At 58.4% G+C, this 25,884-nt stretch carries 21 protein-coding genes and 2 tRNA genes; 19 read left to right on the top strand and 4 right to left on the bottom strand.

Translation table 11 applies throughout. The annotated features are described in order from the left end of the window. Nucleotides 1-73: 73 nt before the first annotated feature. Genes carB through HBR94_RS18470 form a run of 3 tightly spaced genes read left to right on the top strand, consistent with a single transcriptional unit; the run spans nucleotide 74 to nucleotide 4,201 of the window. A complete protein-coding gene (gene carB, locus HBR94_RS18480; protein ID WP_170045330.1) occupies nucleotides 74-3,295 on the top strand; it encodes a carbamoyl-phosphate synthase large subunit in 3,222 nt (1,073 codons plus the stop codon). Beyond that, complete coding sequence (gene greA / locus HBR94_RS18475) at nucleotides 3,292-3,768, top strand: transcription elongation factor GreA (RefSeq protein WP_032862903.1); 477 nt, start codon at nucleotides 3,292-3,294, stop codon at nucleotides 3,766-3,768. The genes carB and greA overlap by 4 nt, the downstream gene beginning before the upstream one ends. Nucleotides 3,769-3,796: 28 nt before the next feature. Beyond that, nucleotides 3,797-4,201: a hypothetical protein gene (locus tag HBR94_RS18470; RefSeq protein ID WP_057444151.1), complete on the top strand. Its 405-nt coding sequence runs from the start codon at nucleotides 3,797-3,799 to the stop codon at nucleotides 4,199-4,201. Between the two features lie 8 nt (nucleotides 4,202-4,209). Here HBR94_RS18470 and HBR94_RS18465 read toward each other — a convergent pair whose 3' ends face one another. Next, the gene (locus tag HBR94_RS18465; RefSeq protein WP_029298992.1) at nucleotides 4,210-4,518 is read right to left on the bottom strand and encodes a YhbY family RNA-binding protein; all 309 of its coding nucleotides are present in this window, start codon (nucleotides 4,516-4,518) and stop codon (nucleotides 4,210-4,212) included. 105 nt (nucleotides 4,519-4,623) lie between these two features. Between HBR94_RS18465 and rlmE the strand changes: the two genes are divergently transcribed. The 16 genes from rlmE (at nucleotide 4,624) to HBR94_RS18385 (ending at nucleotide 20,587) form a co-directional block, all read left to right on the top strand. Next, on the top strand, nucleotides 4,624-5,274 hold the full coding sequence (rlmE, locus tag HBR94_RS18460) for a 23S rRNA (uridine(2552)-2'-O)-methyltransferase RlmE (RefSeq protein ID WP_038445965.1): 651 nt from the start codon (nucleotides 4,624-4,626) through the stop codon (nucleotides 5,272-5,274). A 200-nt stretch (nucleotides 5,275-5,474) separates the two neighbouring features. Further along, a complete protein-coding gene (gene ftsH, locus HBR94_RS18455) occupies nucleotides 5,475-7,385 on the top strand; it encodes an ATP-dependent zinc metalloprotease FtsH (protein WP_029298988.1) in 1,911 nt (636 codons plus the stop codon). A gap of 8 nt (nucleotides 7,386-7,393) precedes the next feature. Then, a complete protein-coding gene (gene folP, locus HBR94_RS18450) occupies nucleotides 7,394-8,245 on the top strand; it encodes a dihydropteroate synthase (RefSeq protein WP_170045329.1) in 852 nt (283 codons plus the stop codon). Between the two features lie 16 nt (nucleotides 8,246-8,261). Beyond that, nucleotides 8,262-9,599: a phosphoglucosamine mutase gene (gene glmM / locus HBR94_RS18445; RefSeq protein ID WP_057440170.1), complete on the top strand. Its 1,338-nt coding sequence runs from the start codon at nucleotides 8,262-8,264 to the stop codon at nucleotides 9,597-9,599. Between the two features lie 66 nt (nucleotides 9,600-9,665). Beyond that, entirely contained in the window at nucleotides 9,666-10,421 is a 756-nt protein-coding gene (gene tpiA, locus HBR94_RS18440; protein ID WP_057960657.1) for a triose-phosphate isomerase, read from the top strand. A 4-nt stretch (nucleotides 10,422-10,425) separates the two neighbouring features. Then, complete coding sequence (secG, locus tag HBR94_RS18435; RefSeq protein ID WP_029298979.1) at nucleotides 10,426-10,809, top strand: preprotein translocase subunit SecG; 384 nt, start codon at nucleotides 10,426-10,428, stop codon at nucleotides 10,807-10,809. Between the two features lie 21 nt (nucleotides 10,810-10,830). Then, nucleotides 10,831-10,916, top strand: a tRNA-Leu gene (locus HBR94_RS18430). Nucleotides 10,917-11,012: 96 nt separating this feature from the next. Next, nucleotides 11,013-11,089, top strand: a tRNA-Met gene (locus HBR94_RS18425). Between the two features lie 140 nt (nucleotides 11,090-11,229). Continuing rightward, entirely contained in the window at nucleotides 11,230-11,688 is a 459-nt protein-coding gene (gene rimP, locus HBR94_RS18420; RefSeq protein ID WP_032862957.1) for a ribosome maturation factor RimP, read from the top strand. A gap of 59 nt (nucleotides 11,689-11,747) precedes the next feature. Then, nucleotides 11,748-13,229, top strand: a complete 1,482-nt coding sequence (gene nusA / locus HBR94_RS18415) for a transcription termination factor NusA (RefSeq protein WP_038445977.1) — start codon at nucleotides 11,748-11,750, stop codon at nucleotides 13,227-13,229. Nucleotides 13,230-13,256: 27 nt separating this feature from the next. After that, entirely contained in the window at nucleotides 13,257-15,782 is a 2,526-nt protein-coding gene (gene infB, locus HBR94_RS18410) for a translation initiation factor IF-2 (protein WP_057440169.1), read from the top strand. Nucleotides 15,783-15,941: 159 nt separating this feature from the next. Beyond that, complete coding sequence (rbfA, locus tag HBR94_RS18405; RefSeq protein ID WP_029298974.1) at nucleotides 15,942-16,337, top strand: 30S ribosome-binding factor RbfA; 396 nt, start codon at nucleotides 15,942-15,944, stop codon at nucleotides 16,335-16,337. A gap of 3 nt (nucleotides 16,338-16,340) precedes the next feature. Continuing rightward, on the top strand, nucleotides 16,341-17,258 hold the full coding sequence (truB, locus tag HBR94_RS18400) for a tRNA pseudouridine(55) synthase TruB (RefSeq protein ID WP_003176136.1): 918 nt from the start codon (nucleotides 16,341-16,343) through the stop codon (nucleotides 17,256-17,258). Between the two features lie 115 nt (nucleotides 17,259-17,373). Beyond that, on the top strand, nucleotides 17,374-17,643 hold the full coding sequence (rpsO, locus tag HBR94_RS18395) for a 30S ribosomal protein S15 (protein ID WP_003176135.1): 270 nt from the start codon (nucleotides 17,374-17,376) through the stop codon (nucleotides 17,641-17,643). A 194-nt stretch (nucleotides 17,644-17,837) separates the two neighbouring features. Then, nucleotides 17,838-19,943 carry a polyribonucleotide nucleotidyltransferase gene (pnp, locus tag HBR94_RS18390; RefSeq protein WP_057960656.1) on the top strand — a complete coding sequence of 702 codons (2,106 nt, stop codon included), beginning with the start codon at nucleotides 17,838-17,840 and terminating at the stop codon, nucleotides 19,941-19,943. A 296-nt stretch (nucleotides 19,944-20,239) separates the two neighbouring features. Beyond that, complete coding sequence (locus tag HBR94_RS18385) at nucleotides 20,240-20,587, top strand: BON domain-containing protein (RefSeq protein ID WP_057440167.1); 348 nt, start codon at nucleotides 20,240-20,242, stop codon at nucleotides 20,585-20,587. Nucleotides 20,588-20,819: 232 nt separating this feature from the next. On the opposite strand, the gene HBR94_RS18380 is transcribed toward HBR94_RS18385, so the two are convergent. The 3 genes from HBR94_RS18380 to HBR94_RS18370 all read right to left on the bottom strand — a co-directional run bounded on the left by HBR94_RS18380 (nucleotide 20,820) and on the right by HBR94_RS18370 (nucleotide 25,877). After that, a complete protein-coding gene (locus tag HBR94_RS18380) occupies nucleotides 20,820-23,753 on the bottom strand; it encodes a DUF748 domain-containing protein (protein ID WP_169961053.1) in 2,934 nt (977 codons plus the stop codon). Between the two features lie 107 nt (nucleotides 23,754-23,860). After that, a complete protein-coding gene (locus HBR94_RS18375) occupies nucleotides 23,861-24,877 on the bottom strand; it encodes a class I SAM-dependent methyltransferase (RefSeq protein ID WP_170045328.1) in 1,017 nt (338 codons plus the stop codon). A gap of 130 nt (nucleotides 24,878-25,007) precedes the next feature. Beyond that, the gene (locus tag HBR94_RS18370) at nucleotides 25,008-25,877 is read right to left on the bottom strand and encodes an oxygenase MpaB family protein (protein WP_057440165.1); all 870 of its coding nucleotides are present in this window, start codon (nucleotides 25,875-25,877) and stop codon (nucleotides 25,008-25,010) included. Between the last annotated feature and the right edge of the window lie 7 nt (nucleotides 25,878-25,884).

Here is a 25,884-nt window from a genome sequence, read left to right as displayed (position 1 = left end):
TGGCCCCCGCAGGCTCTTCAAAGATTGTTCAAGACGGCTTGCCGACTGACCTGCGGATTTGAGTGACAAACCCATGCCAAAACGTACAGACATAAAAAGCATCCTGATTCTCGGCGCTGGCCCGATCGTGATCGGCCAGGCCTGCGAATTCGACTACTCCGGCGCCCAGGCCTGCAAGGCCCTGCGCGAAGAGGGTTACCGCGTCATCCTGGTGAACTCCAACCCGGCCACCATCATGACCGACCCGGACATGGCCGACGCCACCTACATCGAACCGATCAAGTGGCAGACCGTTGCCAAGATCATCGAGAAAGAGCGTCCGGACGCACTGCTGCCGACCATGGGTGGCCAGACTGCACTGAACTGCGCCTTGGACCTGGAGCGCGAAGGCGTCCTGGAAAAGTTCGGCGTAGAGATGATCGGCGCCAATGCCGACACCATCGACAAGGCTGAAGACCGTTCGCGTTTCGACAAGGCCATGAAGTCTATCGGTCTTGATTGCCCGCGCTCGGGTATCGCCCACAGCATGGAAGAGGCCAACGCGGTTCTCGAAAAACTCGGCTTCCCGTGCATTATCCGGCCGTCCTTCACCATGGGCGGCACCGGCGGCGGTATCGCTTACAACCGTGAAGAGTTCGAAGAAATCTGCGCCCGCGGCCTGGATCTGTCGCCGACCAAAGAGCTGCTTATCGACGAATCCCTGATCGGCTGGAAAGAGTACGAGATGGAAGTTGTCCGCGATAAAAAGGACAACTGCATCATCGTCTGCTCGATCGAAAACTTCGACCCGATGGGTGTGCACACCGGTGACTCGATCACCGTTGCTCCTGCGCAAACCCTGACGGACAAGGAATACCAGATCATGCGTAACGCCTCGTTGGCGGTACTGCGTGAGATCGGCGTTGAAACCGGTGGTTCCAACGTTCAGTTCGGTATTTGCCCGAACACAGGCCGTATGGTCGTGATCGAGATGAACCCGCGTGTGTCGCGTTCTTCGGCGCTGGCATCAAAAGCTACCGGCTTCCCGATTGCGCGCATCGCTGCCAAGCTGGCGATCGGTTACACCTTGGACGAGCTTCAAAACGAAATCACTGGCGGCGCTACGCCGGCGTCCTTCGAGCCGTCGATCGACTACGTAGTCACTAAGCTGCCACGCTTCGCTTTCGAGAAGTTCCCGAAAGCCGACGCCCGCCTGACCACCCAGATGAAGTCGGTCGGTGAAGTCATGGCCATTGGCCGGACATTCCAGGAGTCCCTGCAGAAAGCCCTGCGTGGCCTGGAAGTGGGCGTTTGCGGTCTGGACGAGAAGCTCGACCTGAGCAACCCGGAAAGCATGAGCATCCTCAAGCGCGAGCTGACCGTGCCGGGCGCCGAGCGTATCTGGTATGTGGCTGACGCCTTCCGCGCGGGCATGACCGTCGAAGACATCTTCGGCATGAACATGATTGATCCGTGGTTCCTGGTGCAGATCGAAGATCTGATCAAGGAAGAAGAGAAGGTCAAGACCCTGGGTCTTTCCTCTATCGACCGCGACCTGATGTTCCGTCTCAAGCGCAAAGGCTTCTCCGACCAGCGTCTGGCCAAACTGCTGGGCGTGACCGAGAAAAACCTGCGCACCCACCGCCACAAACTGGACATCTTCCCGGTCTACAAGCGTGTTGACACGTGCGCCGCAGAGTTCGCCACCGACACCGCGTACCTGTACTCCACCTACGAGGAAGAGTGCGAAGCCGCGCCGTCGGGCCGCGACAAGATCATCATCCTGGGCGGCGGTCCAAACCGTATCGGTCAGGGCATCGAGTTCGACTACTGCTGCGTACACGCCGCCCTCGCCCTGCGCGAAGACGGGTACGAGACCATCATGGTCAACTGCAACCCGGAAACTGTTTCCACTGACTACGACACTTCCGACCGCCTGTACTTCGAGCCGGTAACGCTGGAAGACGTGCTGGAAATCTGTAGCGTCGAGAAGCCAAAAGGTGTGATCGTGCAGTACGGCGGGCAAACCCCGTTGAAACTGGCGCGTGCCCTGGAAGCGGCTGGCGTGCCGATCATCGGTACCAGCCCTGACGCCATCGACCGTGCCGAAGACCGTGAGCGCTTCCAGCAAATGGTCGAGCGCCTGAACCTGCGCCAGCCGCCAAACGCGACCGTGCGCAGCGAAGACGAAGCCATCCGTGCAGCCAGCAAGATCGGCTACCCGTTGGTGGTGCGTCCGTCCTACGTGCTGGGTGGCCGGGCGATGGAAATCGTCTACGAAGAAGAAGAACTCAAGCGCTACCTGCGTGATGCGGTGAAAGTGTCCAACGACAGCCCGGTGCTGCTGGACCACTTCCTCAACTGCGCCATCGAGATGGACGTGGATGCGGTCTGCGACGGTACCGACGTGGTGATCGGCGCGATCATGCAGCACATCGAGCAGGCGGGTGTTCACTCCGGTGACTCCGCGTGCTCCCTGCCGCCGTACTCGCTGCCGCTGCACATCCAGGACGAGATGCGCGAGCAGGTCAAGAAAATGGCCCTGGAGCTGGGCGTGGTCGGCCTGATGAACGTACAGTTGGCGCTGCAAGGCGAAGACATCTACGTCATCGAAGTCAACCCGCGTGCTTCGCGTACCGTGCCGTTTGTTTCCAAGTGCATCGGTGTGTCCCTGGCGATGATTGCCGCCCGTGTCATGGCCGGTAAGACCTTGAAGGAAATCGGCTTCACCAAGGAAATCATTCCGAACTTCTACAGCGTGAAAGAGGCGGTATTCCCATTCGCCAAATTCCCTGGTGTGGACCCGATCCTGGGCCCAGAGATGAAGTCCACCGGTGAAGTGATGGGCGTGGGCGATACCTTCGGCGAAGCATTCGCCAAGGCCCAGATGGGCGCCAGCGAAGTGCTGCCGACCGGCGGTACTGCGTTTATCAGCGTGCGTGATGATGACAAGCCGCTGGTTGCAGGCGTGGCCCGTGATCTGATCAACTTGGGCTTCGAAGTCGTGGCCACCGCCGGGACCGCCAAGCTGATTGAAGCCGCTGGCCTGAAAGTGCGTCGCGTGAACAAGGTAACGGAAGGTCGTCCGCACGTGGTCGATATGATCAAGAATGACGAAGTCACCCTGATCATCAACACCACCGAAGGTCGCCAGTCGATCGCGGATTCCTACTCCATTCGTCGTAACGCCTTGCAGCACAAGATCTACTGCACCACCACCATTGCTGCTGGCGAAGCCATCTGTGAAGCGCTCAAGTTCGGTCCGGAAAAGACCGTGCGTCGCTTGCAGGATCTACACGCAGGATTGAAGGCATGATCAAATACCCAATGACTGTCCAGGGCGCCAAGGCCCTGGAAGAGGAGCACGCCCATCTGACCAAGGTCGTACGTCCAAAGCTGAGCCAGGACATCGGTACGGCCCGTGAGCTGGGCGACTTGAAGGAAAACGCCGAATACCATGCTGCCCGTGAGCAGCAGGGGATGGTCGAGGCGCGGATCCGTGATATCGAAGGGCGCATGCAGAATGCGGTCATCATTGATGTCACGACTATTCCCAAGACCGGCAAGGTGATTTTCGGCACGACTGTAGAAATCGCCAACGTCGAGACGGATGAAAGCGTGACTTACCACATCGTGGGTGAGGACGAGGCTGACTTCAAACTCGGCAAGATCTCCGTCGGTTCGCCCCTGGCCCGCGCCTTGATTGCCAAGGAAGAGGGTGATGTGGTGGCCGTCAAGACGCCCGGTGGCGTGATCGAGTACGAGATTGTCGAAGTTCGTCACATCTGAAAAACGGCGCCCGCTTCGAGCGGGCGCCATGCTTTGGCAGTTGGCTCAGATGCTTTGGGTTGGCGGGCTATGGCTGTTGCATCTTGGTGTATTGCCGGTGCTGGGCATGATTGGCCTGGCGCCGTTGCTGATCGATGAGATCGGCGGATTATTGAGTGCGCTGCTGGTGGGATTTGCGGCGGCGTGCGTGATTCTCCAGGCATTGGTGCTGGTCAAGGCCGAGGGCTTGGGGAGTTTGTGGCGGGATATGCGCGGGCAACTGCTGTTGATGGCGCTGTATGCGTGCGCAATGTATTGCGTGGTGCGCATATTGCTGCCGGAAGCGTTGCGCTGGCAGCTGTTCAGCTATCTTGTGCTAGGGTTTTCTGGCTTGGTGCTGGTGGTACAGCCTGCGCCGGGATGGAGTGGCAGGGCGCGCGAAGCGCGCCCGTGACCCTTGCATCATTTGAAGCGATGAACGTTCGACAGTTGCTTGTTGGCGCTGAAATTCTTGCGATACAGCAGCGCCATCTTGCCGATGACCTGAACCAGGTCCGCTTTGCCCACCTTGCACAGTTCTGCAATGGCGGCCAGGCGCGCTTCGCGATCAAGGATATTGACCTTGATCTTGATCAGCTCGTGATCGCCTAATGCGCGTTCAAGTTCGGCTAACACACCTTCAGTCAAACCGTTGTCGGCCACAATCAAAACTGGTTTCAGATGGTGGCCAATGGATTTGTACTGTTTCTTCTGCTCTTGAGTGAGCGGCATAATCTGACCCCTGCGTCTGATCTTGTAAAAAGCGGCGGCCAGTTTACCCGAGCGAGTCCGGGACCGCCCAGTTAATCACGACCCGTTTTATTTTCGAGGTGGCCCGTGGCCCGTTCCAAAACTAGCCTTAACTGGCTTAAAGAGCATTTCAACGATCCTTACGTCAAAAAGGCGCAAAAGGATGGCTACCGTTCCCGGGCCAGCTACAAGCTGCTGGAGATCCAGGAAAAGGACCGGTTGATCCGTCCCGGCATGAGCGTAATTGATCTCGGCGCAGCCCCCGGTGGCTGGTCCCAGGTGACCAGTCGTCTGATTGGTGGGCAAGGCCGTTTGATCGCTTCCGATATCCTGGAAATGGATAGCATCCCAGATGTGACCTTCGTCCATGGCGACTTTACCCGTGATGATGTACTGGCACAGATCCTCGAGGCTGTCGGAAATTCGCAGGTAGACCTTGTGATTTCGGATATGGCCCCCAATATGAGTGGATTACCAGCCGTGGATATGCCACGCGCCATGTTCCTGTGCGAATTGGCACTGGATCTGGCAGGAAGGGTTCTGCGTCCGGGTGGTGATTTTCTGGTCAAGGTCTTCCTTGGGGAAGGTTTTGACGAGTACCACAAGAACATGCGCAAGCTGTTCGACAAGGTGCAGACCCGCAAGCCTGACTCCTCGAGGGACAGGTCTCGCGAGCAGTATTTGCTGGGCCGCGGCTATCGCGGTGTCGAGGGCGCTGCCAGTGATGAGCGTCTTTAAAGGTTTTAAGGGAGTCGATAGGTTTTTTTATATCGCTTTCGTCACGAAGCTTTACGAATATTGTGTAGTCAAAGTTTCACAAAGGGTTACAGACGGCGCCTGCCAGAGTTGTAGGTAATGTAGTAAGTTAGGCCGGTGAATATCATGCGAAGCGCGCGCCAGTAGCGGAGCTTGCTTCAGAGGGTAGTTAATTGAACGATATGGCAAAGAATCTGATCCTGTGGTTGATCATCGCGGCTGTCCTGGTGACGGTGATGAACAACTTCTCCAGCCCTAACGAGCCGCAGACCCTCAACTATTCCGACTTCATCCAGCAAGTTAAGGATGGCAAGGTCGAGCGCGTAGCGGTTGATGGCTACGTGATCACTGGCAAGCGCAACGATGGCGACAGCTTCAAGACCATCCGTCCGGCGATCCAGGACAATGGTCTGATCGGCGACCTGGTGGACAACAAGGTGGTCGTTGAGGGCAAGCAGCCTGAGCAGCAGAGCATCTGGACCCAGCTCCTGGTGGCCAGCTTCCCGATCCTGGTGATTATCGCCGTGTTCATGTTCTTCATGCGCCAGATGCAAGGCGGCGCAGGGGGCAAGGGCGGACCGATGAGCTTCGGCAAGAGCAAGGCCCGCCTGCTTTCCGAAGACCAGGTAAAAACCACCCTGGCTGACGTTGCCGGTTGCGACGAAGCCAAGGAAGAAGTTGGCGAGTTGGTCGAGTTCCTGCGCGATCCGGGCAAATTCCAGCGCCTGGGCGGCCGTATTCCTCGCGGTGTACTGATGGTCGGTCCTCCGGGTACCGGTAAAACCCTGCTCGCCAAGGCGATTGCCGGCGAAGCCAAGGTGCCGTTCTTCACCATTTCCGGTTCCGACTTCGTCGAGATGTTCGTCGGTGTGGGCGCCAGCCGTGTGCGTGACATGTTCGAGCAGGCCAAGAAGCACGCGCCATGCATCATCTTCATCGACGAAATCGACGCTGTCGGTCGCCATCGTGGTGCTGGCATGGGCGGTGGTCATGACGAGCGTGAGCAGACCCTCAACCAGTTGCTGGTCGAGATGGACGGCTTTGAAATGAATGACGGCATCATCGTGATTGCCGCCACCAACCGTCCTGACGTACTTGACCCGGCGCTGCTGCGTCCGGGCCGTTTCGACCGTCAGGTTGTGGTTGGCTTGCCAGATATCCGTGGCCGCGAGCAGATTCTCAAGGTCCACATGCGCAAAGTGCCAATGGGCGACGACGTCGCTCCAGGCGTGATTGCCCGCGGTACCCCTGGTTTCTCCGGTGCCGACCTGGCCAACCTGGTGAACGAGGCCTCGCTGTTCGCTGCCCGTACCGGCAAGCGCATTGTCGAGATGAAAGAATTCGAGCTGGCCAAAGACAAGATCATGATGGGTGCCGAGCGCAAATCCATGGTCATGTCCGAGAAAGAGAAGCAGAACACTGCTTATCATGAGGCTGGTCACGCCATTGTCGGTCGCGTTGTGCCTGAGCACGACCCGGTCTACAAAGTGTCGATCATTCCTCGCGGCCGGGCACTGGGTGTCACCATGTTCCTGCCGGAAGAGGATCGTTACAGCCTCTCCAAGCGCGCTCTGATCAGTCAGATCTGCTCGCTGTACGGCGGTCGTATCGCTGAAGAGATGACCTTGGGCTTTGACGGTGTGACCACCGGCGCTTCCAACGACATCATGCGTGCCAGCCAGATTGCCCGGAATATGGTTACCAAGTGGGGCCTGTCCGAAAAGCTCGGCCCGCTGATGTATGCCGAGGAAGAAGGCGAAGTGTTCCTGGGTCGTGGTGGTGGCGGTCAAAGTGCCAGCTTCTCCGGCGAGACTGCCAAGCTGATCGACTCTGAAGTGCGCAGCATCATTGACCAGTGCTACGGCACGGCCAAGCAGATCCTCACCGATAACCGTGACAAGCTCGACGCCATGGCCGATGCCCTGATGAAGTACGAGACCATTGATGCCGAGCAGATCGACGACATCATGGCTGGTCGTACGCCTCGCGAGCCTCGTGATTGGGAAGGTGGTTCGGGTACTTCAGGCACGCCGCCAGTGGTACAGAACGAACGCCCGGAAAACCCAATCGGCGGCCCGGCTGCCGACCTTTAAGGCTTGAAATGACTTCTGTGTTGTCCTCCACCCGGTTGCCTTGCGGCAGCCGGGTTCTTGATTTGGCCCATACGCATGTTATGGGCATTCTTAATGTAACCCCTGATTCCTTTTCCGATGGTGGTCGCTTCAGCCAGCTGGACGCGGCGTTGCGCCATGCAGCGGCAATGGTAGCTGCGGGTGCGACCATTATTGATGTGGGGGGCGAATCGACCCGGCCTGGCGCGCGTGCTGTTTCCCCTGTGGAGGAAATGGAGCGTGTTGCGCCGATTGTCGAGCGTATTCACCGCGAACTGGATGTCATTATTTCGGTAGACACCTCGACCCCGGCGGTCATGCGCGAAACCGCGCGGCTCGGGGCCGGGCTGATCAATGACGTGCGCTCGCTGCAGCGCGACGGCGCGCTGGATGCGGCGGCGGCCACCGGGTTGCCTGTCTGTCTGATGCATATGCTCGGCGAGCCCGGGACGATGCAGGACGCGCCGCACTATGATCACCTGGTCGCAGAAGTGACGGCATTTCTTGTCGATCGCATTGCCCAATGCGCCGCTGTGGGAATTGCCCCTGAGCGGATCATTCTCGATCCCGGGTTTGGTTTTGCCAAAACCCTGCAGCACAATCTGAGCCTGTTCAAACATATGGAATCGCTGCATGCCCTTGGTCGCCCCCTGTTGGTTGGGGTGTCGCGCAAGAGCATGATAGGCATGGCCTTGAATCGCCCTGTGGGTGAGCGTCTGTATGGCGGCCTGGCCCTGGCGGCGCTTGCCGTGGCCAAGGGCGCGCGTATTCTGCGGGTGCACGATGTGGCCGAGACAGTTGACGTTGTACGGATGATCGAAGCAGTAGAATCAGCCGAATAAGAATGATGGAGCACTTATGACAAAGAAATATTTTGGCACCGACGGTATTCGTGGTCGGGTCGGCGAATTCCCGATCACTCCGGACTTTATGCTCAAGCTGGGCTGGGCGGCCGGGATGGCCTTCCGCAGCATGGGGGCATGCCGCATCCTGGTGGGTAAGGACACGCGGATTTCTGGCTATATGTTCGAGTCTGCACTCGAGGCGGGCCTGTCTGCCGCCGGGGCAGATGTGATGTTGCTGGGGCCGATGCCTACGCCGGCGATCGCTTACCTGACGCGTACCTTTCACGCTGAAGCCGGTATTGTGATCAGTGCCTCGCACAATCCCCATGATGATAATGGCATCAAGTTCTTCTCGGGCCAGGGCACCAAGCTGCCGGACGCGATTGAGCACATGATTGAAGAGTTGCTGGATGCGCCGATGACCGTCGTCGAATCGAGCAAGCTGGGCAAGGTTTCACGGATTAACGATGCGTCTGGCCGTTATATCGAATTTTGCAAAAGCAGCGTGCCTACCAGCACCAATTTTGCCGGGCTCAAGGTGGTCATCGACTGTGCCCATGGTGCAACCTACAAGGTTGCTCCCAGTGTATTCAAGGAGTTGGGTGCCGAGGTTACAGTGCTGTCGGCCCAGCCCAACGGCCTGAACATCAACGATAACTGTGGTTCGACCCATATGGGGCAATTGCAGGCAGCGGTATTGGCCGAGCACGCGGACCTGGGTATTGCCTTCGATGGTGACGGTGACCGCGTGTTGATGGTCGATCATACCGGTGCCATCGTCGACGGTGACGACCTGCTGTTCATCATTGCCCGCGACCTGCATGAGCGTAACAAGCTGCAAGGTGGTGTGGTCGGTACCCTGATGAGTAATCTGGGGCTGGAGCTGGCCCTGGCAGACCTGGGGATCCCGTTCGTGCGGGCCAATGTGGGCGACCGCTACGTGATTGCCGAGCTGCTGGAACGCAACTGGCTGGTAGGTGGCGAGAATTCGGGGCATGTCGTGTGCTTCCAGCACACCACTACCGGGGATGCGATCATCGCGGCGCTGCAGGTGCTGTTGGCTCTGCGTCGGCGTGACGAAAGCCTGGCCCTGGCGCGCCAGGCACTGCGCAAGTGCCCGCAGGTGCTGCTCAATGTGCGCTTTTCGGGCGGCGAAAACCCTATCGAGCACCCGGCGATCAAGGAAGCCTGTGAGCGCGTAACCGTCGCTATGGCGGGGCGTGGTCGGGTCTTGTTGCGCAAGTCGGGGACCGAGCCTTTGGTGCGTGTGATGGTCGAAGGCGATGATGAAACACAGGTTCGCGGCTACGCCGAAGAGCTGGCAAAACTGGTAACTGAAGTTTGCGCCTGAATTCGGCTTGCCAGTGTTGATGTGGTTGGGTAACATCTGCGCCCACTTTGACCGACGAGGTACAGCATGCGTCGCACTATGGTAGCTGGTAACTGGAAGATGCACGGTACCCGCGCCAGTGTCGCTGAGCTGGTCAATGGCCTTCGTCACCTGGCCCTGCCGAGCGGTGTTGATATCGCGGTATTCCCGCCTTGCTTGCATATCAACCAAGTGGTTGATGGCTTGAAAGGCAAGTCGATCCAGGTCGGCGCGCAGAATTCTGCGGTGGAAGCCATGCAGGGTGCGTTGACCGGTGAGATTGCACCGAGTCAACTGGTGGATGCGGGTTGTTCCTATGTGCTTGTTGGGCACTCCGAGCGCCGTCAGATGATGGGCGAACGTGATGGGATACTCAATCGCAAGTTCGCAGCAGCACAGGCTTGTGGCTTGATTCCGGTGTTGTGCATAGGGGAGACCCTTGAGCAGCGTGAATCGGGCAAGACTCTTGAAGTTGTCTCGCGTCAGCTGGGCAGCATCATCGAGGAGTTGGGTGTTGGTGCGTTTGCAAAGGCAGTGATTGCTTACGAGCCGGTCTGGGCCATTGGCACCGGGCTGACTGCTACACCGCAACAGGCGCAGGATGTGCACGCAGCCATCCGCGCGCAGTTGGCGGCAGAGAATTCTGAGGTCGCACAAGGTGTGCGGCTTCTATACGGCGGCAGCGTGAAGGCGGCCAATGCGGTCGAACTGTTCGGCATGCCGGATATCGATGGGGGGCTCATTGGTGGAGCTTCCCTGAATGCAGATGAGTTCGGTGCGATTTGTCGCGCCGCGGGAAACTGAGAAAATGCTGGAAACAGTCGTAGTCGTTTTTCATCTGTTGGGTGCACTGGGCGTTGTTGCCCTGGTATTGCTGCAACAGGGTAAAGGTGCGGACGCTGGTGCGTCTTTCGGGGCAGGTGCTTCAAATACTGTGTTCGGAAGCCAAGGTTCCTCTACCTTTCTTAGTAAGTTTACTGCTATACTTGCCGCCGGTTTCTTCATAACCAGCCTGGGGTTAGGTTACTTTGCTAAAGAGAAAGCTCATGTGCTGACTCAAGCAGGTTTGCCAGATCCAGCAGTGTTGGAAGTTCCAAAAGCAAAACCGGCTTCTGATGATGTCCCGGTGCTTCAAGAGCAAAAGTCGGCTACTCCAGCGACTGACGTGCCTCCAGCTCAAGAGCAGAAGTAAGAAGGTTGTAAACGCTGTATTGCCGAGGTGGTGGAATTGGTAGACACGCAACCTTGAGGTGGTTGTGCCCATAGGGTGTAGGGGTTCGAGTCCCCTTCTCGGTACCAATTATCAGGAGAGCCCGCTGTTGCGGGCTTTCTTGTAGGTGGAAGGTTACATTGACCCTGTAAGGGATCGGTCGTATACTTCCGCCCCAGCTTTGTCGCGGGGTGGAGCAGTCTGGTAGCTCGTCGGGCTCATAACCCGAAGGTCGTCGGTTCAAATCCGGCCCCCGCAACCAGTTTTAGCGGAGCCCCTTTTAAGGGGCTTTTTGTTAGCTGGACACTTTCAACGCCGCTGTTCGACGGCGTTTCAAGGATGGGCGTTTCGCCCATTTTTTTATTTTGCACAGCATGCACATACATGCACGAGGGGGTTCAGGTGTCGAGCAAGCTAGAAGAGTTGCAGGCCTTGCTGGCCCCGGTGGTCGTGGCCCTAGGCTATGAATGCTGGGGTATTGAGTTTTCGGCTCAAGGTCGCCACTCAATGTTGCGCGTTTATATCGATAAAGAGGGCGGTGTGCTGGTGGACGATTGTGCCATCGTCAGCCGTCAGATCAGCGGTGTCCTGGATGTTGAAGATCCGATCGCCGTTGAATACACCCTCGAAGTTTCCTCGCCAGGCATGGAACGCCCACTGTTCACTATTGAGCAGTTTGCTAAATATGTCGGTGAACAAGTGAAGATCAAGCTGCGATCCCCTTTCGAAGGGCGACGCAACTTTCAGGGCCTTCTGCGCGGTGTAGAAGAACAGGATGTAGTGGTGCAGGTAGAAGACCACGAGTTCCTGTTGCCGATCGATATGATCGACAAGGCCAACATTATTCCCAGTTTTGACTGAGACGTGCCAGAAACTGCGGATCCCGCGGATCCAATGGCTTGCGAAAGGCGAGGCGTACGATGAGCAAAGAAGTACTGCTGGTTGTTGAGTCGGTATCCAATGAAAAGGGCGTACCGGCTAACGTGATTTTTGAAGCGCTGGAGTTGGCCCTGGCCACTGCTACCAAAAAGCGTTTTGAAGACGAAGTTGATCTGCGTGTGGAAATCAATCGCCACACCGGAGCTTATGAGACTTTCCGTCGCTGGACAGTCGTTGAAGAAGCCGATCTTGATGATCCGGCCATCGAAACCTGGCCAAGCAAGGTTGCGCAAACGCATCCGGGCGCCCAGGTGGGTGACGTCGTCGAGGAAAAGATCGAGTCCATCGAGTTCGGCCGCATCGCTGCACAGACTGCCAAGCAAGTCATTGTGCAAAAGGTCCGTGAAGCCGAGCGCGCTCAAGTCGTTGACGCCTATCGCGAGCGCCTGGGGGAAATCATCTCCGGCACCGTGAAGAAAGTGACCCGCGACAACGTGATCGTCGATCTGGGTAACAATGCTGAAGCGTTGCTGGCCCGTGAAGACATCATTTCCCGCGAAACCTTCCGTGTCGGCGTGCGTTTGCGTGCGCTGCTCAAGGAAATCCGCACTGAGAACCGTGGCCCTCAACTGATCCTGTCGCGTACCGCGCCGGAAATGTTGATCGAGCTGTTCCGTATCGAAGTGCCGGAAATTGCCGAAGGCCTGATCGAAGTCATGGCTGCGTCCCGCGACCCGGGTTCGCGCGCCAAGATCGCGGTCCGCTCCAAGGACAAACGCATCGACCCGCAGGGTGCTTGCATTGGTATGCGCGGTTCGCGCGTCCAGGCAGTGTCGGGCGAATTGGGCGGTGAGCGTGTGGATATCGTGCTGTGGGACGATAACCCGGCGCAGTTCGTGATCAACGCCATGTCCCCGGCTGAAGTCGCGGCAATTATTGTTGACGAGGATGCCCATGCAATGGACATCGCCGTTGGCGCAGACAATCTGGCCCAGGCCATCGGTCGCGGTGGTCAGAACGTGCGTCTGGCCAGCCAGTTGACTGGCTGGACCCTGAACGTCATGACCGAATCGGACATCCAGGCTAAGCAGCAAGCAGAAACCGGCGACATCCTGCGCAACTTCATCGACGAGCTGGAAGTCGACGAAGATCTGGCACAGGTGCTGGTAGATGAAGGCTTTACCAGCCTGGAAGAGATTGCCTACGTACCGGTGGAGGAAATGCTCAACATCGACGGCTTTGACGAAGACACCGTCAACGAGCTTCGCGCTCGGGCCAAGGATCGCTTGTTGACTAAAGCCATCGCTACTGAGGAAAAGCTGGCAGACGCCCATCCGGCCGAAGACCTGCTCTCGCTTGAGGGTATGGACAAGGATTTGGCGATGGAACTGGCGGTGCGCGGCGTAATTACCCGCGAAGACCTGGCCGAGCAGTCTATTGACGACCTGCTCGACATCGACGGCATTGACGATGATCGTGCCGGCAAGTTGATCATGGCCGCCCGAGCCCATTGGTTCGAGTAATTAGGCGCGGCCTGAGGAGAGAAGTGCATGACGCAAGTCACGGTGAAACAACTGGCCGATGAGGTCAAAACACCGGTAGAGCGCCTGTTGCAGCAGATGCGTGAGGCAGGTCTGCCGCACACCGCCGCCGAGGAACATGTGAGCGACAGTGAGAAGCAATCGTTGCTGACTCACTTGAAAAGCAGCCACAAGGCGAAAGTGGAAGAACCGCGCAAGATTACATTGCAGCGCAAAACAACCAGCACCCTGCGGGTGGCTGGTAGCAAGAGCATCAGCGTTGAAGTGCGTAAGAAGAAAGTCTTCGTACAGCGCAGCCCGGAAGAAATCGAAGCCGAGCGCAAACGCGAGATGGACGAACGTCGCGCAGTAGAAAATGCTGCACGTCAGAAGGCTGAAGAAGAAGCCAAGCGTCGCGCCGAAGAAGAAGCGCGTCGCCAGCCTGCTGCTGCGCAACCTGCTGGTACTGACGCAGTCGCTGCGCCTAGCGCGCCTGTAGAAGCTGTGCGTGAGGCCGCTCCGGTTGCCGCTGCACCAGCGCCTGCTGCTGACGCTCGCAAGCGCGACGAACCTCGTCGTCCGGACAAACCACGTGCCGACGATAACAATCGTCGTAGCGGCGGTGGCGATGGCGAGCGTAAAAACGCTCCACATCGTGCTTCGGTCAAAGAGAAAGCGCCTGCTCCGCGCGTTGCCCCACGTACTACCGACGAAGAAAGCGATGGCTTCCGTCGTGGTGGTCGCGGCAAGGCCAAGCTGAAGAAACGCAACGCCCACGGTTTCCAGAGCCCAACCGGCCCTGTCGTGCGTGAAGTGAAGATCGGCGAGACCATCACTGTTGGCGATCTCGCTCAGCAGATGTCGGTCAAGGCTGCTGAAATCATCAAGTTCATGTTCAAGCTGGGTACTCCAGCCACCATCAACCAGGTACTGGACCAGGAAACTGCCCAACTGGTTGCTGAAGAGCTGGGCCACAAAGTGACCCTGGTCAGCGACACCGCCCTGGAAGATTCCCTGGCCGAGTCCCTGAAGTTTGAAGGTGAAGCGGTTTCCCGTGCTCCAGTCGTGACCGTCATGGGCCACGTTGACCACGGTAAGACTTCCCTGCTCGACTACATCCGTCGTGCCAAGGTTGCAGCGGGCGAAGCCGGCGGCATTACCCAGCACATCGGTGCCTACCACGTTGAAACCGACCGTGGCATGGTGACGTTCCTCGACACCCCTGGTCACGCCGCGTTTACCGCCATGCGTGCCCGTGGTGCCAAGGCGACCGACATCGTGATCCTGGTGGTTGCAGCGGACGACGGCGTGATGCCGCAAACCATCGAAGCCGTTCAGCATGCTAAAGCAGCTGGCGTGCCGCTGGTGGTTGCCGTGAACAAAATCGACAAGCCGGGCGCTGATCTCGATCGCATCCGTAGCGAACTGTCGGTTCATGGCGTGACTTCCGAAGAGTGGGGTGGCGACACTCCATTCGTACCGGTCTCGGCGAAGATGGGTACCGGCGTTGACGAACTGCTCGAAGCAGTCCTGTTGCAAGCCGAGGTCCTGGAACTGACCGCTACCCCATCGGCTCCTGGCCGTGGTGTTGTGGTTGAATCCCGCCTCGACAAGGGCCGTGGCCCGGTTGCGACCGTTCTGGTTCAAGACGGTACCCTGCGCCAAGGCGACATGGTGCTGGTCGGTTCGAACTACGGCCGTGTACGTGCCATGCTCGACGAGAACGGCAAGCCAATCAAGGAAGCCGGTCCAGCCATCCCTGTCGAGATTCTCGGCCTGGACGGTACTCCGGACGCTGGCGACGAGATGAGCGTAGTTGCCGACGAGAAGAAAGCCCGTGAAGTGGCTCTGTTCCGTCAAGGCAAGTTCCGCGAAGTCAAGCTGGCCCGTGCTCACGCCGGCAAGCTGGAAAACATCTTCGAGAACATGGGCCAGGAAGAGAAGAAGACGCTTAACATCGTCCTCAAATCTGACGTCCGTGGTTCCCTCGAAGCGTTGAACGGCGCCTTGAACGGCCTGGGTAACGACGAAGTGCAAGTGCGTGTTGTCGGTGGCGGTGTCGGTGGTATCACCGAATCCGACGCCAACCTGGCACTGGCTTCCAACGCTGTACTGTTCGGCTTCAACGTGCGTGCCGATGCTGGCGCACGGAAGATCGTCGAGCAGGAAGGCCTGGACATGCGTTACTACAACGTCATCTACGACATCATCGAAGACGTCAAGAAAGCCCTCACCGGCATGCTTGGCAGTGACGTTCGGGAAAATATCCTGGGTGTCGCCGAAGTCCGTGACGTGTTCCGTTCGCCGAAGTTTGGCGCGATCGCCGGTTGCATGGTTATCGAAGGTACTGTGCACCGTAACCGTCCAATCCGTGTACTGCGTGAAGACATCGTTATCTTCGAAGGCGAGCTGGAATCCCTGCGCCGCTTCAAGGATGACGCTTCCGAAGTACGTGCCGGCATGGAGTGCGGTATTGGCGTCAAGAGCTACAACGACGTCAAGCCTGGCGACAAGATCGAAGTCTACGAGAAGGTTCAGGTTGCTCGCAGCCTCTAACTCGCGCACTTCAGGAGCCACGCCGCGTGTGGGCATGCAAATGCCCCGCGCAGTGTCCGGACTCTAAACGCAACGCCCGGTCTGGCTTTTGTCAGGCCGGGCGTTTGCCGCTTTCAGACCCCACGGGTTTCACCGTGTGGCAGTAACAGGTAACAAGACATGGCAAAAGAATACAGCCGTACCCAACGTATCGGCGATCAGATGCAGCGCGAGCTGGCCCAACTGATCCGTCGCGAAGTCAAAGACCCGCGCGTTGGCCTGGTCACCATCACCGCTGTTGAAGTCAGCCGTGACGTCGGTCACGCCAAGATCTTCATCACCGTGATGGGTCAGGACAACAGCGAAGAAATCGCGCAAAGCATCAAGGTGCTCAACTCCGCTGCAGGTTTCCTGCGTATGCAGTTGGCCCGTGAGATGAAGCTGCGCAGCGTGCCCCAGTTGCACTTCCACTACGACGAAAGCGTCGTGCGTGGTGCGCACCTGTCGGCCCTGATCGAGCGCGCCGTGGCTGAAGACAATCAGCATCCGTCCACACCTGAAGACGCCAAGGAGTAAGCGGTGGCTCAGGTCAAACGTATCCGTCGTAACGTCAGCGGCATCATCCTGCTCGACAAGCCCATTGGTTTTACCTCCAATGCGGCGTTGCAGAAGGTCCGCTGGCTGCTCAATGCCGAAAAGGCGGGGCACACTGGTAGCCTCGACCCCCTGGCTACTGGCGTGTTGCCATTGTGCTTTGGCGAGGCCACCAAGTTCTCGCAATACCTGCTCGATTCGGACAAGGGTTACGAAACCCTTATGCAACTGGGCAAGACCACCACCACGGCAGACGCCGAAGGTGATGTTCTGCAGGTTCGCGACGTGACCGTTGGTCGTGCAGATATCGAGGCTGCCTTACCCGCTTTTCGTGGGCAAATCAGTCAGATACCGCCGATGTACTCGGCTCTCAAGCGTGATGGCCAGCCTCTTTACAAGCTGGCACGTGCGGGCGAAGTAGTGGAGCGTGAACCGCGTTCTGTTACTATTGCGCGCTTGGAATTGCTCGCCTGTGAAGGCGACACCGCCCGCTTGGCCGTGGACTGCAGCAAAGGCACCTATATCCGTACCCTGGTGGAAGATATTGGTGAACAGCTCGGTTGCGGCGCGTACGTTGCAGAACTGCGACGCACCCAGGCTGGCCCTTTCACCCTGGCCCAGACGGTCACGTTGGAAGAGTTGGAAGCTGTACATGCCGAAGGCGGCAATGAAGCAGTTGATCGCTTCCTGATGCCATCGGACAGCGGTTTGCTGGATTGGCCATTGCTGCACTTCTCGGAACACAGCGCGTTCTACTGGCTCAACGGCCAGCCGGTCCGCGCACCGGATGCTCCGAAGTTCGGCATGGTGCGGGTACAAGATCATAACGGTCGCTTTATCGGTATCGGTGAAGTGAGCGAAGACGGGCGCATCGCGCCGCGTCGGCTGATTCGGTCAGAATGACCGAACGAGTGTGGCTGTTAACAGGCACGGTCAACACTCATTTTTAGATACAGGGATTTGTCCCTGGCCTGTTGAAACTGCCCTTTGGGTGGTTTCCTGAAAAAAGGATTGCCTCATGGCTCTCGACGTTCAAGAAAAAGCACAAATCGTAGCTGACTATCAGCAAGCTGTTGGTGACACTGGTTCGCCAGAAGTGCAAGTTGCACTGCTGACCCACAACATCAACAAGCTGCAGGGTCACTTCAAGGCCAACGGTAAAGATCACCACTCCCGTCGTGGTCTGATCCGCATGGTAAACCAGCGCCGTAAGCTGCTGGACTACCTGAAAGGCAAGGATCTGGGCCGTTACCAGGCTCTGATCGGTCGCCTGGGTCTGCGTCGCTAATCAGCGATTGCGCTAGAGGTTGGTTGTTTGCCGTGTGTCAGTGGGTTTCCCGCTGGCCCATGGCAGGCTCCCAGCCTCAAGTTTTATCTGGATACACGTTTTACCCTGGACAAGGGTTGGGCCGATTCCCGACATTGCCCAAGAATTTCGCAAGAAGACAAGTTCCCCAAGAGCCACAAAGAAGGTAGGACACCGTGAACCCGGTAATCAAAAAATTCCAGTTCGGTCAGTCGACCGTTACCCTCGAGACAGGCCGTATTGCCCGTCAAGCCTCCGGCGCAGTGCTGGTCACCGTTGACGACGACGTTACCGTATTGGTAACCGTTGTAGGCGCCAAGACCGCTGACCCAAGCAAAGGCTTCTTCCCTCTTTCCGTTCACTACCAGGAAAAGACTTACGCTGCCGGTAAGATCCCTGGTGGTTTCTTCAAGCGCGAAGGCCGTCCTTCCGAGAAAGAAACCCTGACTTCCCGACTGATCGACCGTCCGATCCGTCCGCTGTTCCCAGAAGGCTTCATGAACGAAGTGCAGGTTGTCTGCACCGTCGTTTCCACCAGCAAGAAGACCGATCCGGACATCGCTGCGATGATCGGCACCTCGGCTGCCCTGGCCATCTCCGGTATTCCTTTCGATGGCCCGATCGGCGCAGCTCGCGTTGCTTTCCACGAAAGCACCGGCTACCTGCTGAACCCAACTTACGAACAACAGAAAGCTTCGAGCCTGGACATGGTCGTTGCCGGTACTTCGGAAGCCGTGTTGATGGTTGAATCGGAAGCCAAAGAGCTGACCGAAGACCAGATGCTGGGCGCTGTACTGTTTGCTCACGACGAGTTCCAGGTTGTGATCAACGCTGTTAAAGAACTGGCTGCCGAAGCCGCCAAGCCGACCTGGACCTGGGCTCCTCAGCCAGAAGCCACTGAGCTGCTGGGCGCTATCCGCTCCGAGTTCGGTGCTGCGATCTCCGACGCCTACACCATCACCATCAAGGCCGACCGTTACGCTCGCCTGGGTGAACTGAAGGACCAGGTTGTTGCCAAGCTGTCCGGTGAAGAAGGCCAGCCTTCTTCCAGCGAAGTCAAAGCAGCCTTCGGCGAAATCGAATACCGCACCGTTCGCGAAAATATCGTTAACGGCAAGCCACGTATTGACGGTCGCGACACCCGCACCGTACGTCCGCTGAATATTGAAGTCGGCGTTCTGCCGAAGACCCACGGTTCGGCCCTGTTCACCCGTGGTGAAACCCAGGCCCTGGTAGTCGCGACTCTGGGTACTGCCCGTGACGCACAACTGCTGGACACCCTGGAAGGCGAGAAAAAAGACCCGTTCATGCTTCACTACAACTTCCCTCCGTTCTCGGTAGGTGAGTGTGGTCGCATGGGTGGTGCTGGTCGCCGCGAAATCGGTCACGGCCGCTTGGCCCGTCGTTCGATTGCAGCCATGCTGCCTGCCGCCGACGTGTTCCCGTACACCATTCGTGTTGTGTCGGAAATCACCGAGTCCAACGGTTCCAGCTCCATGGCTTCCGTTTGCGGTGCTTCCCTGGCATTGATGGACGCTGGTGTGCCGATGAAGGCGCCAGTTGCCGGTATCGCCATGGGTCTGGTTAAAGAAGGCGAGAAGTTCGCCGTCCTGACCGACATCCTGGGTGACGAAGACCACCTCGGCGACATGGACTTCAAAGTAGCCGGTACCGCCAAAGGTGTTACCGCGCTGCAGATGGACATCAAGATCAAGGGCATCACCGAAGAAATCATGGAAATCGCTCTGGGCCAAGCCCTGGAAGCGCGCCTGAACATCCTCGGCCAGATGAACCAGATCATTGGTCAGTCCCGCACCGAGCTGTCGGAAAATGCTCCGACCATGATCGCGATGAAAATCGACACCGACAAAATCCGTGATGTCATCGGTAAAGGCGGCGCGACCATCCGTGCGATCTGTGAAGAAACCAAGGCTTCGATCGACATCGAAGACGACGGTTCGATCAAGATCTTCGGCGAAACCAAGGAAGCGGCTGAAGCTGCACGCCAGCGCGTCCTGGGCATCACCGCTGAAGCCGAGATCGGCAAGATCTACGTCGGTAAGGTTGAGCGCATCGTCGACTTCGGCGCGTTCGTCAACATCCTGCCGGGCAAGGACGGTCTGGTTCACATCTCCATGCTGAGCGATGCTCGCGTAGAGAAAGTGACCGACATTCTGAAAGAAGGCCAGGAAGTGGAAGTGCTGGTACTGGACGTGGACAACCGCGGCCGTATCAAGCTGTCCATCAAGGACGTAGCAGCAGCCAAGGCTTCGGGCGTTTAATTACTCCCAGGCTTTACGCTGAAAAAGAGGACTCTTCGGAGTCCTTTTTTTTGGTCTGCAGGAAAGTGAAGGTAAATCAGCCGTTTAGCCCAGGACAAAAGCCGCAACTTGCATGCAGGCACGATGGGGTTCATGCAAGTTGCACGATTCTGAATTTCGACAAAAAGCATAAGTTATTGAATTTAAAGGTTTTTATTCGTATGCGAAAGTTGGCACAGCGCCTGCAACAGTACTGGTAACCCTGCAGCATTAACGTTGAAACGCTGCAGACCTTCGAAAAAACAGGAGTTACTCGTATGAAGAAGTTCGCTATCGCTGCTGCAACTGCCACCGCGCTGACCCTGACCATGGCTAACGTTGCGTTCGCCCAAACCTCCCAGGCTCCAATGGTTGTAGCCGCCGGTGAAGTGACCAAGGCCAAAGAAGCGACCACCGATACCTGGATCACCACTAAAGTCAAAGCTGACCTGGTTACCGAGAAAGGCATTCCTGGCACCGACATCAAAGTCGAAACCAACAAAGGTGTGGTCTCCCTGTCCTCCACTGTTGCTGTGACTGATGCACAAAAGGAAATGGCAGTAGCCATCACCAAGAAAATCAAAGGCGTTAAAGCTGTATCGGCCGACGGCCTGAAAGCAGAGTAACGCGCAACGACTCGACTGGACTTAGGCAAGGCGGCCACGAGCGAGGCAGATATCCGCTCAATGCACCTTACAGGTTCATGCGACCGACCACAGGGATGTGGTCACTACGGGCCCCGGCACTTGTGTCGGGGCCCGTTTTATTGTGGCGGGGAATACATGTTTGCGGATTATGCAGATCAAGTGTGGGAGCAGGCAGCCAGTTCCCACACTTTGGACTTATGGTGTCCGGTAGTTACTCGGCATCCAGGTGCATTGGCGTAATTACCCGGCCATCTTTCTCGGCCTGGCCGAGGCTGGCATCAATGAAGTACACCCGATCGTCTTCCAACTGGCCCTTGTCGACCAGATAGTCCTTGATCGCACTCGCGCGGTCCTGGCCCAGTTTGCGTAGCAGCACATCACTGCCGCTCCAGAACTTGATCACGCCGTCGCGCAGCTTCGCCGAGCGTTCATCGCTGCCGAGGTCTTTCCACTCAGCCGGCGGCTGTTGCTTCAAGCGGGTGCGATAGATGCCTTCGAGCAGTGGCGCCTTTTCCTTTTCCGGTACTACAAGCAATGAAGCCTGGGCCGGGACTTTATCGCCACGGCGCTGGAGTATCTTGTAGTAGTTGTACTGATACTCACGCTCAAGCCGCTCGGCGGCCAGGAACGGACCATCGCTGCTGGCTGCCGCAGTGCCTTCGATTTCCAGGCGCAGGGCAGGGCGCTCCTTGAGGGCTTTGGCGAGGCTGTTGAGGGCCGACTCGGCGTCTCTGCTCAGGGCGCTGGAGCCAGCGGCGAACGACACGTTGCCCAGGTCCTCCGAGCCTCCACCGGTCACCAGCCCGCCAATGAACTTGAACGGCGCCGTTGCCGCGCGCACTACCAGGTTGCGCAGGGTTTGCCAGACAATCGGCATCACACTGAACTGCGGGTTGTTCAAGTCGCCGGTCACCGGCAACTCGATGGAGATCTTGCCGTCGGTGTCCTTGAGCAGGGCAATTGCCAGGCGAATCGGCAGGTCCACCGCGTCGGCGCTGTCGACTTTCTCGCCCAGTTGCAGTTGCTCTACCACCACCTTGTTCTCGGCCTTCAACTGGCCCTTGGTGATCACGTAGTGCAGGTCCAGGTTGAGTCGGCCCTTGCGGATACGGAACCCGGCAAACTTGCCCGAGTACGGTGTCAGGGTGGTCAGCTCGACGCGTTTGAAGCTGGTGGCGATATCCAGCGCGGCCATCGGGTCAAACGGGTTGACGCTGCCCTTGATCGTCACGGGTGCATAGCGGTCAACCTTACCCTTGATGTCCACGCTGGCCGGTTTGGCCTGGCGGCTGTCGATGGTGCCGATCTGGCCATTGAGTTGCTGGATCGCCGTGGCAAAGTTCGGCGTCAGGCTGAAGTCGGCAAAGTTGGCCGAGCCGTCATTGATCGCGATCTGCCCGATACGGATGCCCAGGGGTTTTTCATTGCTCGCGCTGGATTTGGCCGTCGATTTGGCGCCACTGTCGGCCGGCTGTGGGATCAGCAGGTCATCGACGTTGGTGGTGCGATCATCGTTGATCATAAAGCGCGCATAGGGTTGCAGCAGGTTGATCTTGTCGATCGACAGGCTGTTGCCGTGCTGGTAGTTCAAGCCTTCCACCACCAGACGCTGCCACTTGAGGAAGTCGCGGGTCTTGAGCGTGTCCAGGGTGTGCAGCTGATCCACTTGGGCGCGGCCGGTGATCTGCAGCGCAAGGGGCTCGGTGCTCTTGAGGTTCACATCGAGGTTACTGCCGAGCATGCCGCTGCGCAGTTCCAGGCGGATAAAGGGGCTGATATAGGACTGGGCAACCCGCAGGTCGATATCCTTGGTGTCGACTTTCAACTTGGCGCTGACCGGGTTCAGGTTGACCTGGCCGCTCGCCTGGATCTTGCCCTGCTTGCCCAGGCCACTGTCGATCTTGAGGGTGAAGGGGCTTTGATTGAGGCTGTCGAAGTCTTGTACATCGACATTCAGCGGGCCCAGCTCCAGGGCCACCGCAGGTTTTACCTGGCGATCAGCCAAGTGCACCTGATAGTTACGCAGTTGCACATCCTTGAGCAGCACTTGCCAAGGCTTGCTCGGCGCTGTCGACTCGGGTTTTGGCGAATCGGCCGCGGCGGGAGCGCTTGCTGGTTCAGGCTTGGTGGCTGGCTTGCTCGGCTGGCTGGCGAACAGTTTCTGCCAGTCCAGTTGGCCATCGGCTTCACGGGCGGCCCAGGTTTCGAGCTTGTTACTGCGGATTTTGCCCACGATCACTTGCTGCTTGGCCAGGTCGATCGAGGTTTCGCTGACATCCAGGCGCTCCAGGCGGGCCAGTGGCCGGCCATCCGGGGCCTTGATCGCGAACGGCGCGATGCTCGCCGAGACGTTGGTCAGGTTCAGTTCGGTTTCTTTGGCCAGGTTCAGCTTGTAGTCGGTACTGAAATTAAGGGTGCCATCTTCCAGGACCAGGGGCACGGCGTCCCGCACATAGGGCCACCAGACTTTCATCTTGCCATCTGTGACCTTCAACTTACCCTCAGAGGCGATCGGCACCAGGCTGAAATTGCCGGTCCAGTCGATCTGCCCGCCCTCGGGGCCAGCGGCGACCAGGGTCATGTCGGCATTGTCTTCGGGCAGGGTGCTGAGGTTTTTCAGCTCGAAGTCGAGTTTGTCGTAGAGGAACTCGATAGGCTCGCTGGGGCGCACGTCTTCGAAGTGCACGTAACCGCTCGCCAGCTTGATGCGTTCGATGCGCAGCGGGAACGGTTTGCTTTCGGGGTCATCGGGGGTCGGTTCGCTCGGCGGCAACTTGAACAGTTGGGCCAGGTTGAGGGTACCGGTCTTGTCGAAGAGGATTTCGGTCTTCGGCTTGTCCAACTGCACATCGGCCAGGTGCAGGGCGCGGGTCCAGAGGCTGTCGATCTGCAGGTTGGCATAGAGGCGTTCAAAGCCCACCTGTTCCTTGCCCGGCTCACCGATTTTCAGGCCCCAGAGGGTCAGTTCCAGGCTGAACGGGTTGAGCTCGATACGCTCGATACGGGCCGGCACGGTAGCGTAATTGGCCAACTGTTGGTTGGCCACGCGAAGCGCAATACCGGGCAGAATCAAAAAGCCCAGCAAGCTGTAGAGTGCAAGGGCGGTCAGCAAGGCGCCTGTGGCGCGAATCAATCCTTTGGGCATGGGTGACGCCATCTATGTCGATCAGGAGTGCCTTGGAGTATGGCACGGGTTTACGGTTCCGAAGAACCGCGCCTTTATTACGCCAGTCAGGTTCTTTCAGGGCAATCCTACAACTGCAGGATCAGAGTCTTCAGCGGCGGCTGCTGGTCTTGTGAGGGAAAGTCAGCGCCGGGCGTCATCACTGTCCAGTCGCGTACGGGGCGGCCGGCCTTTTCAGCACAGCGCAAGACCTGCTCGCGCCAGTCATCCATGCTGACCTTTGCCAGGTTGTTGCAGCAGATCAGTACACCGTTTTGCGCGGTGGCCAGCAATGCCGGCTTGAGCAGGCTCTGGTAGTCACGCAACAGGTCCACGGTACCAAAGGCGCTCTTGGCCCAGGCGGGTGGGTCGAGCAGCACCAGGTCATATTGACGTTGCTCCAGGCGCGGGTAGCTCGGCAGTTTTTGCCCGCGACGCTGGGTGATCGGCAGCCCGGCCAGTTGGCGGATTGCCGGGAAGTAATCGGACTGTACAAACGTCATGGCTGGCAGTTGCGGGTTCAACTCGCCGTTTTCGCGACCGACTGCCAGGTTGCCCTCGGCGAAGTCCAGGTTGCATACCTCGCGGGCCCCGCCGGCCGCTGCACTGAGGCCGACGCCGCAGGTGTAGGCAAACAGGTTCAGCACGCTTTTGCCGGCACTGTGCGCCTTGACCCAGCCGCGGGTATTGCGCAGGTCCAGGAACAGCAGCGGGTCCTGCCCCGGGTGGCGACCGCGCACGCGATAGTTCAGGCCCCATTCGTGGCCAACCAGGTCTTCCAGGGCCGCAGGTTCGGCGCGGTACACTGTGTCTTCGCGGTCGATACGCGAGTTGCCTCGGGAGCGGTCGTTATAGACCAGCAGCAACTCCAGGCCCAGGTACTGGTTGATCGTCAGGTGCAATTGCAGGAGCGCATCGCGGTCCAGGGACTGGTGAAAGCTCTGCACCATCAATTGCGGGCCGTAACGGTCGATGGTCAGGCCCCCCGCGCCTTCCTGGCTGCCATGAAACAGCCGATAGCAATCGGTGCCTTGGGCATGCAGCTCGGCGAGCAGGTCTTGGCGGTGATCGAGGGCGGCGCGCAGCGCCTGATTCAGGGACGACATGGAGCGCGCCTTGCTGGGGAATTTAAGCGCGCAAGTTTAACAGCTCCTGTGGGCGTCGGCTTGCCGGCGATGGCGCGGGTGCAGGTCGATCAGTATCGCGGGCAAGCCAATTGCCACAGGGTGTGTGTCGTTACAGCAGGCCCATCCGCCTGTGGGCCCGTTGCACCGAACCATTGCGCATCGCCCAGCGCAGCAGCGGCGCGCTGCGCCTGACCCCGGCGCGGATCAGTTGGCGTTGCAGCGGGCTTTGCTGTTGACCCAGCATGTCACCCGCCCAGTCCGGTAGCAGGTCGATCCCGGCCTGCATCATCAGCGCCCCGAACGGCTTGGCCAGGGCGCTGGGAGCCGGGGCATCGAGCAACAGGCGCAGTACTTCGCGGCTGCGTTCGTCACACAGCAGTTGTGGGCGAATACGTTGCAGGTAATCAGCAATTTCCTGCCTTGAACGCGGCACGTGGCGAGCCCCCAGTTGTTCGGCGACCAGGGCAATCTCGCTGTAGTACCGATCCTGGTCTCTGGGCGATAAATCCGGGTTTTTGTAGCGCAAATGCGCCGCCAGAAAGCTGCTGACTTCGGCGACGTGAACCCACGTCAGCAATTCAGGATCACTGGCCGCGTAGGGGCGCCCGTCAGGTGCGTGCCCGACCACTTGCAGGTGGATGGTGCGCACCTTTTCGATCAGCCATAACGCGTCGCGGCGCGAGCCAAACGTAGTACCGGAAATAAACTGCGAAGTGCGGCGCAAACGCCCAAGCATGTCCTGGCGAAAATTCGAATGGTCCCACACGCCGGCCAGCGCCAGGGGATGCAGCGCCTGCAACATCAAGGCGCTGATACCCCCGATCAGCATGCTGCTGAAGTCACCATGGACCTTCCAGCTCACCGAGTCCGGCCCGAACAGCCCTGGGTCGCCCTTGGGGCTTTCCAGGTCCAGATTGCCCAGGGACAGCCCCGTCAGGCTCATCAGTTGGGATTCGATACGGTTGCGCAGAAATTCCATGGTGGCT

Origin of the sequence: Pseudomonas sp. WS 5412 (assembly GCF_012985615.1) — a bacterium.
GTDB lineage: Bacteria > Pseudomonadota > Gammaproteobacteria > Pseudomonadales > Pseudomonadaceae > Aquipseudomonas > Aquipseudomonas shahriarae.
Note: the sequence above shows the minus strand (reverse complement) of the source record. Positions and strands in the feature narration are given on the sequence as shown.

Coding starts and splice junctions, on each gene's coding strand:
- carB (WP_170045330.1), top strand. CDS start 74: ATGCCAAAACGTACAGACATAAAAAGCATCCTGATTCTCGGCGCTGGC.
- greA (WP_032862903.1), top strand. CDS start 3,292: ATGATCAAATACCCAATGACTGTCCAGGGCGCCAAGGCCCTGGAAGAG.
- HBR94_RS18470 (WP_057444151.1), top strand. CDS start 3,797: ATGCTTTGGCAGTTGGCTCAGATGCTTTGGGTTGGCGGGCTATGGCTG.
- HBR94_RS18465 (WP_029298992.1), bottom strand. CDS start 4,518: ATGCCGCTCACTCAAGAGCAGAAGAAACAGTACAAATCCATTGGCCAC.
- ftsH (WP_029298988.1), top strand. CDS start 5,475: ATGGCAAAGAATCTGATCCTGTGGTTGATCATCGCGGCTGTCCTGGTG.
- folP (WP_170045329.1), top strand. CDS start 7,394: ATGACTTCTGTGTTGTCCTCCACCCGGTTGCCTTGCGGCAGCCGGGTT.
- glmM (WP_057440170.1), top strand. CDS start 8,262: ATGACAAAGAAATATTTTGGCACCGACGGTATTCGTGGTCGGGTCGGC.
- tpiA (WP_057960657.1), top strand. CDS start 9,666: ATGCGTCGCACTATGGTAGCTGGTAACTGGAAGATGCACGGTACCCGC.
- secG (WP_029298979.1), top strand. CDS start 10,426: ATGCTGGAAACAGTCGTAGTCGTTTTTCATCTGTTGGGTGCACTGGGC.
- nusA (WP_038445977.1), top strand. CDS start 11,748: ATGAGCAAAGAAGTACTGCTGGTTGTTGAGTCGGTATCCAATGAAAAG.
- infB (WP_057440169.1), top strand. CDS start 13,257: ATGACGCAAGTCACGGTGAAACAACTGGCCGATGAGGTCAAAACACCG.
- rbfA (WP_029298974.1), top strand. CDS start 15,942: ATGGCAAAAGAATACAGCCGTACCCAACGTATCGGCGATCAGATGCAG.
- rpsO (WP_003176135.1), top strand. CDS start 17,374: ATGGCTCTCGACGTTCAAGAAAAAGCACAAATCGTAGCTGACTATCAG.
- HBR94_RS18385 (WP_057440167.1), top strand. CDS start 20,240: ATGAAGAAGTTCGCTATCGCTGCTGCAACTGCCACCGCGCTGACCCTG.
- HBR94_RS18380 (WP_169961053.1), bottom strand. CDS start 23,753: ATGCCCAAAGGATTGATTCGCGCCACAGGCGCCTTGCTGACCGCCCTT.
- HBR94_RS18375 (WP_170045328.1), bottom strand. CDS start 24,877: ATGTCGTCCCTGAATCAGGCGCTGCGCGCCGCCCTCGATCACCGCCAA.
- HBR94_RS18370 (WP_057440165.1), bottom strand. CDS start 25,877: ATGGAATTTCTGCGCAACCGTATCGAATCCCAACTGATGAGCCTGACG.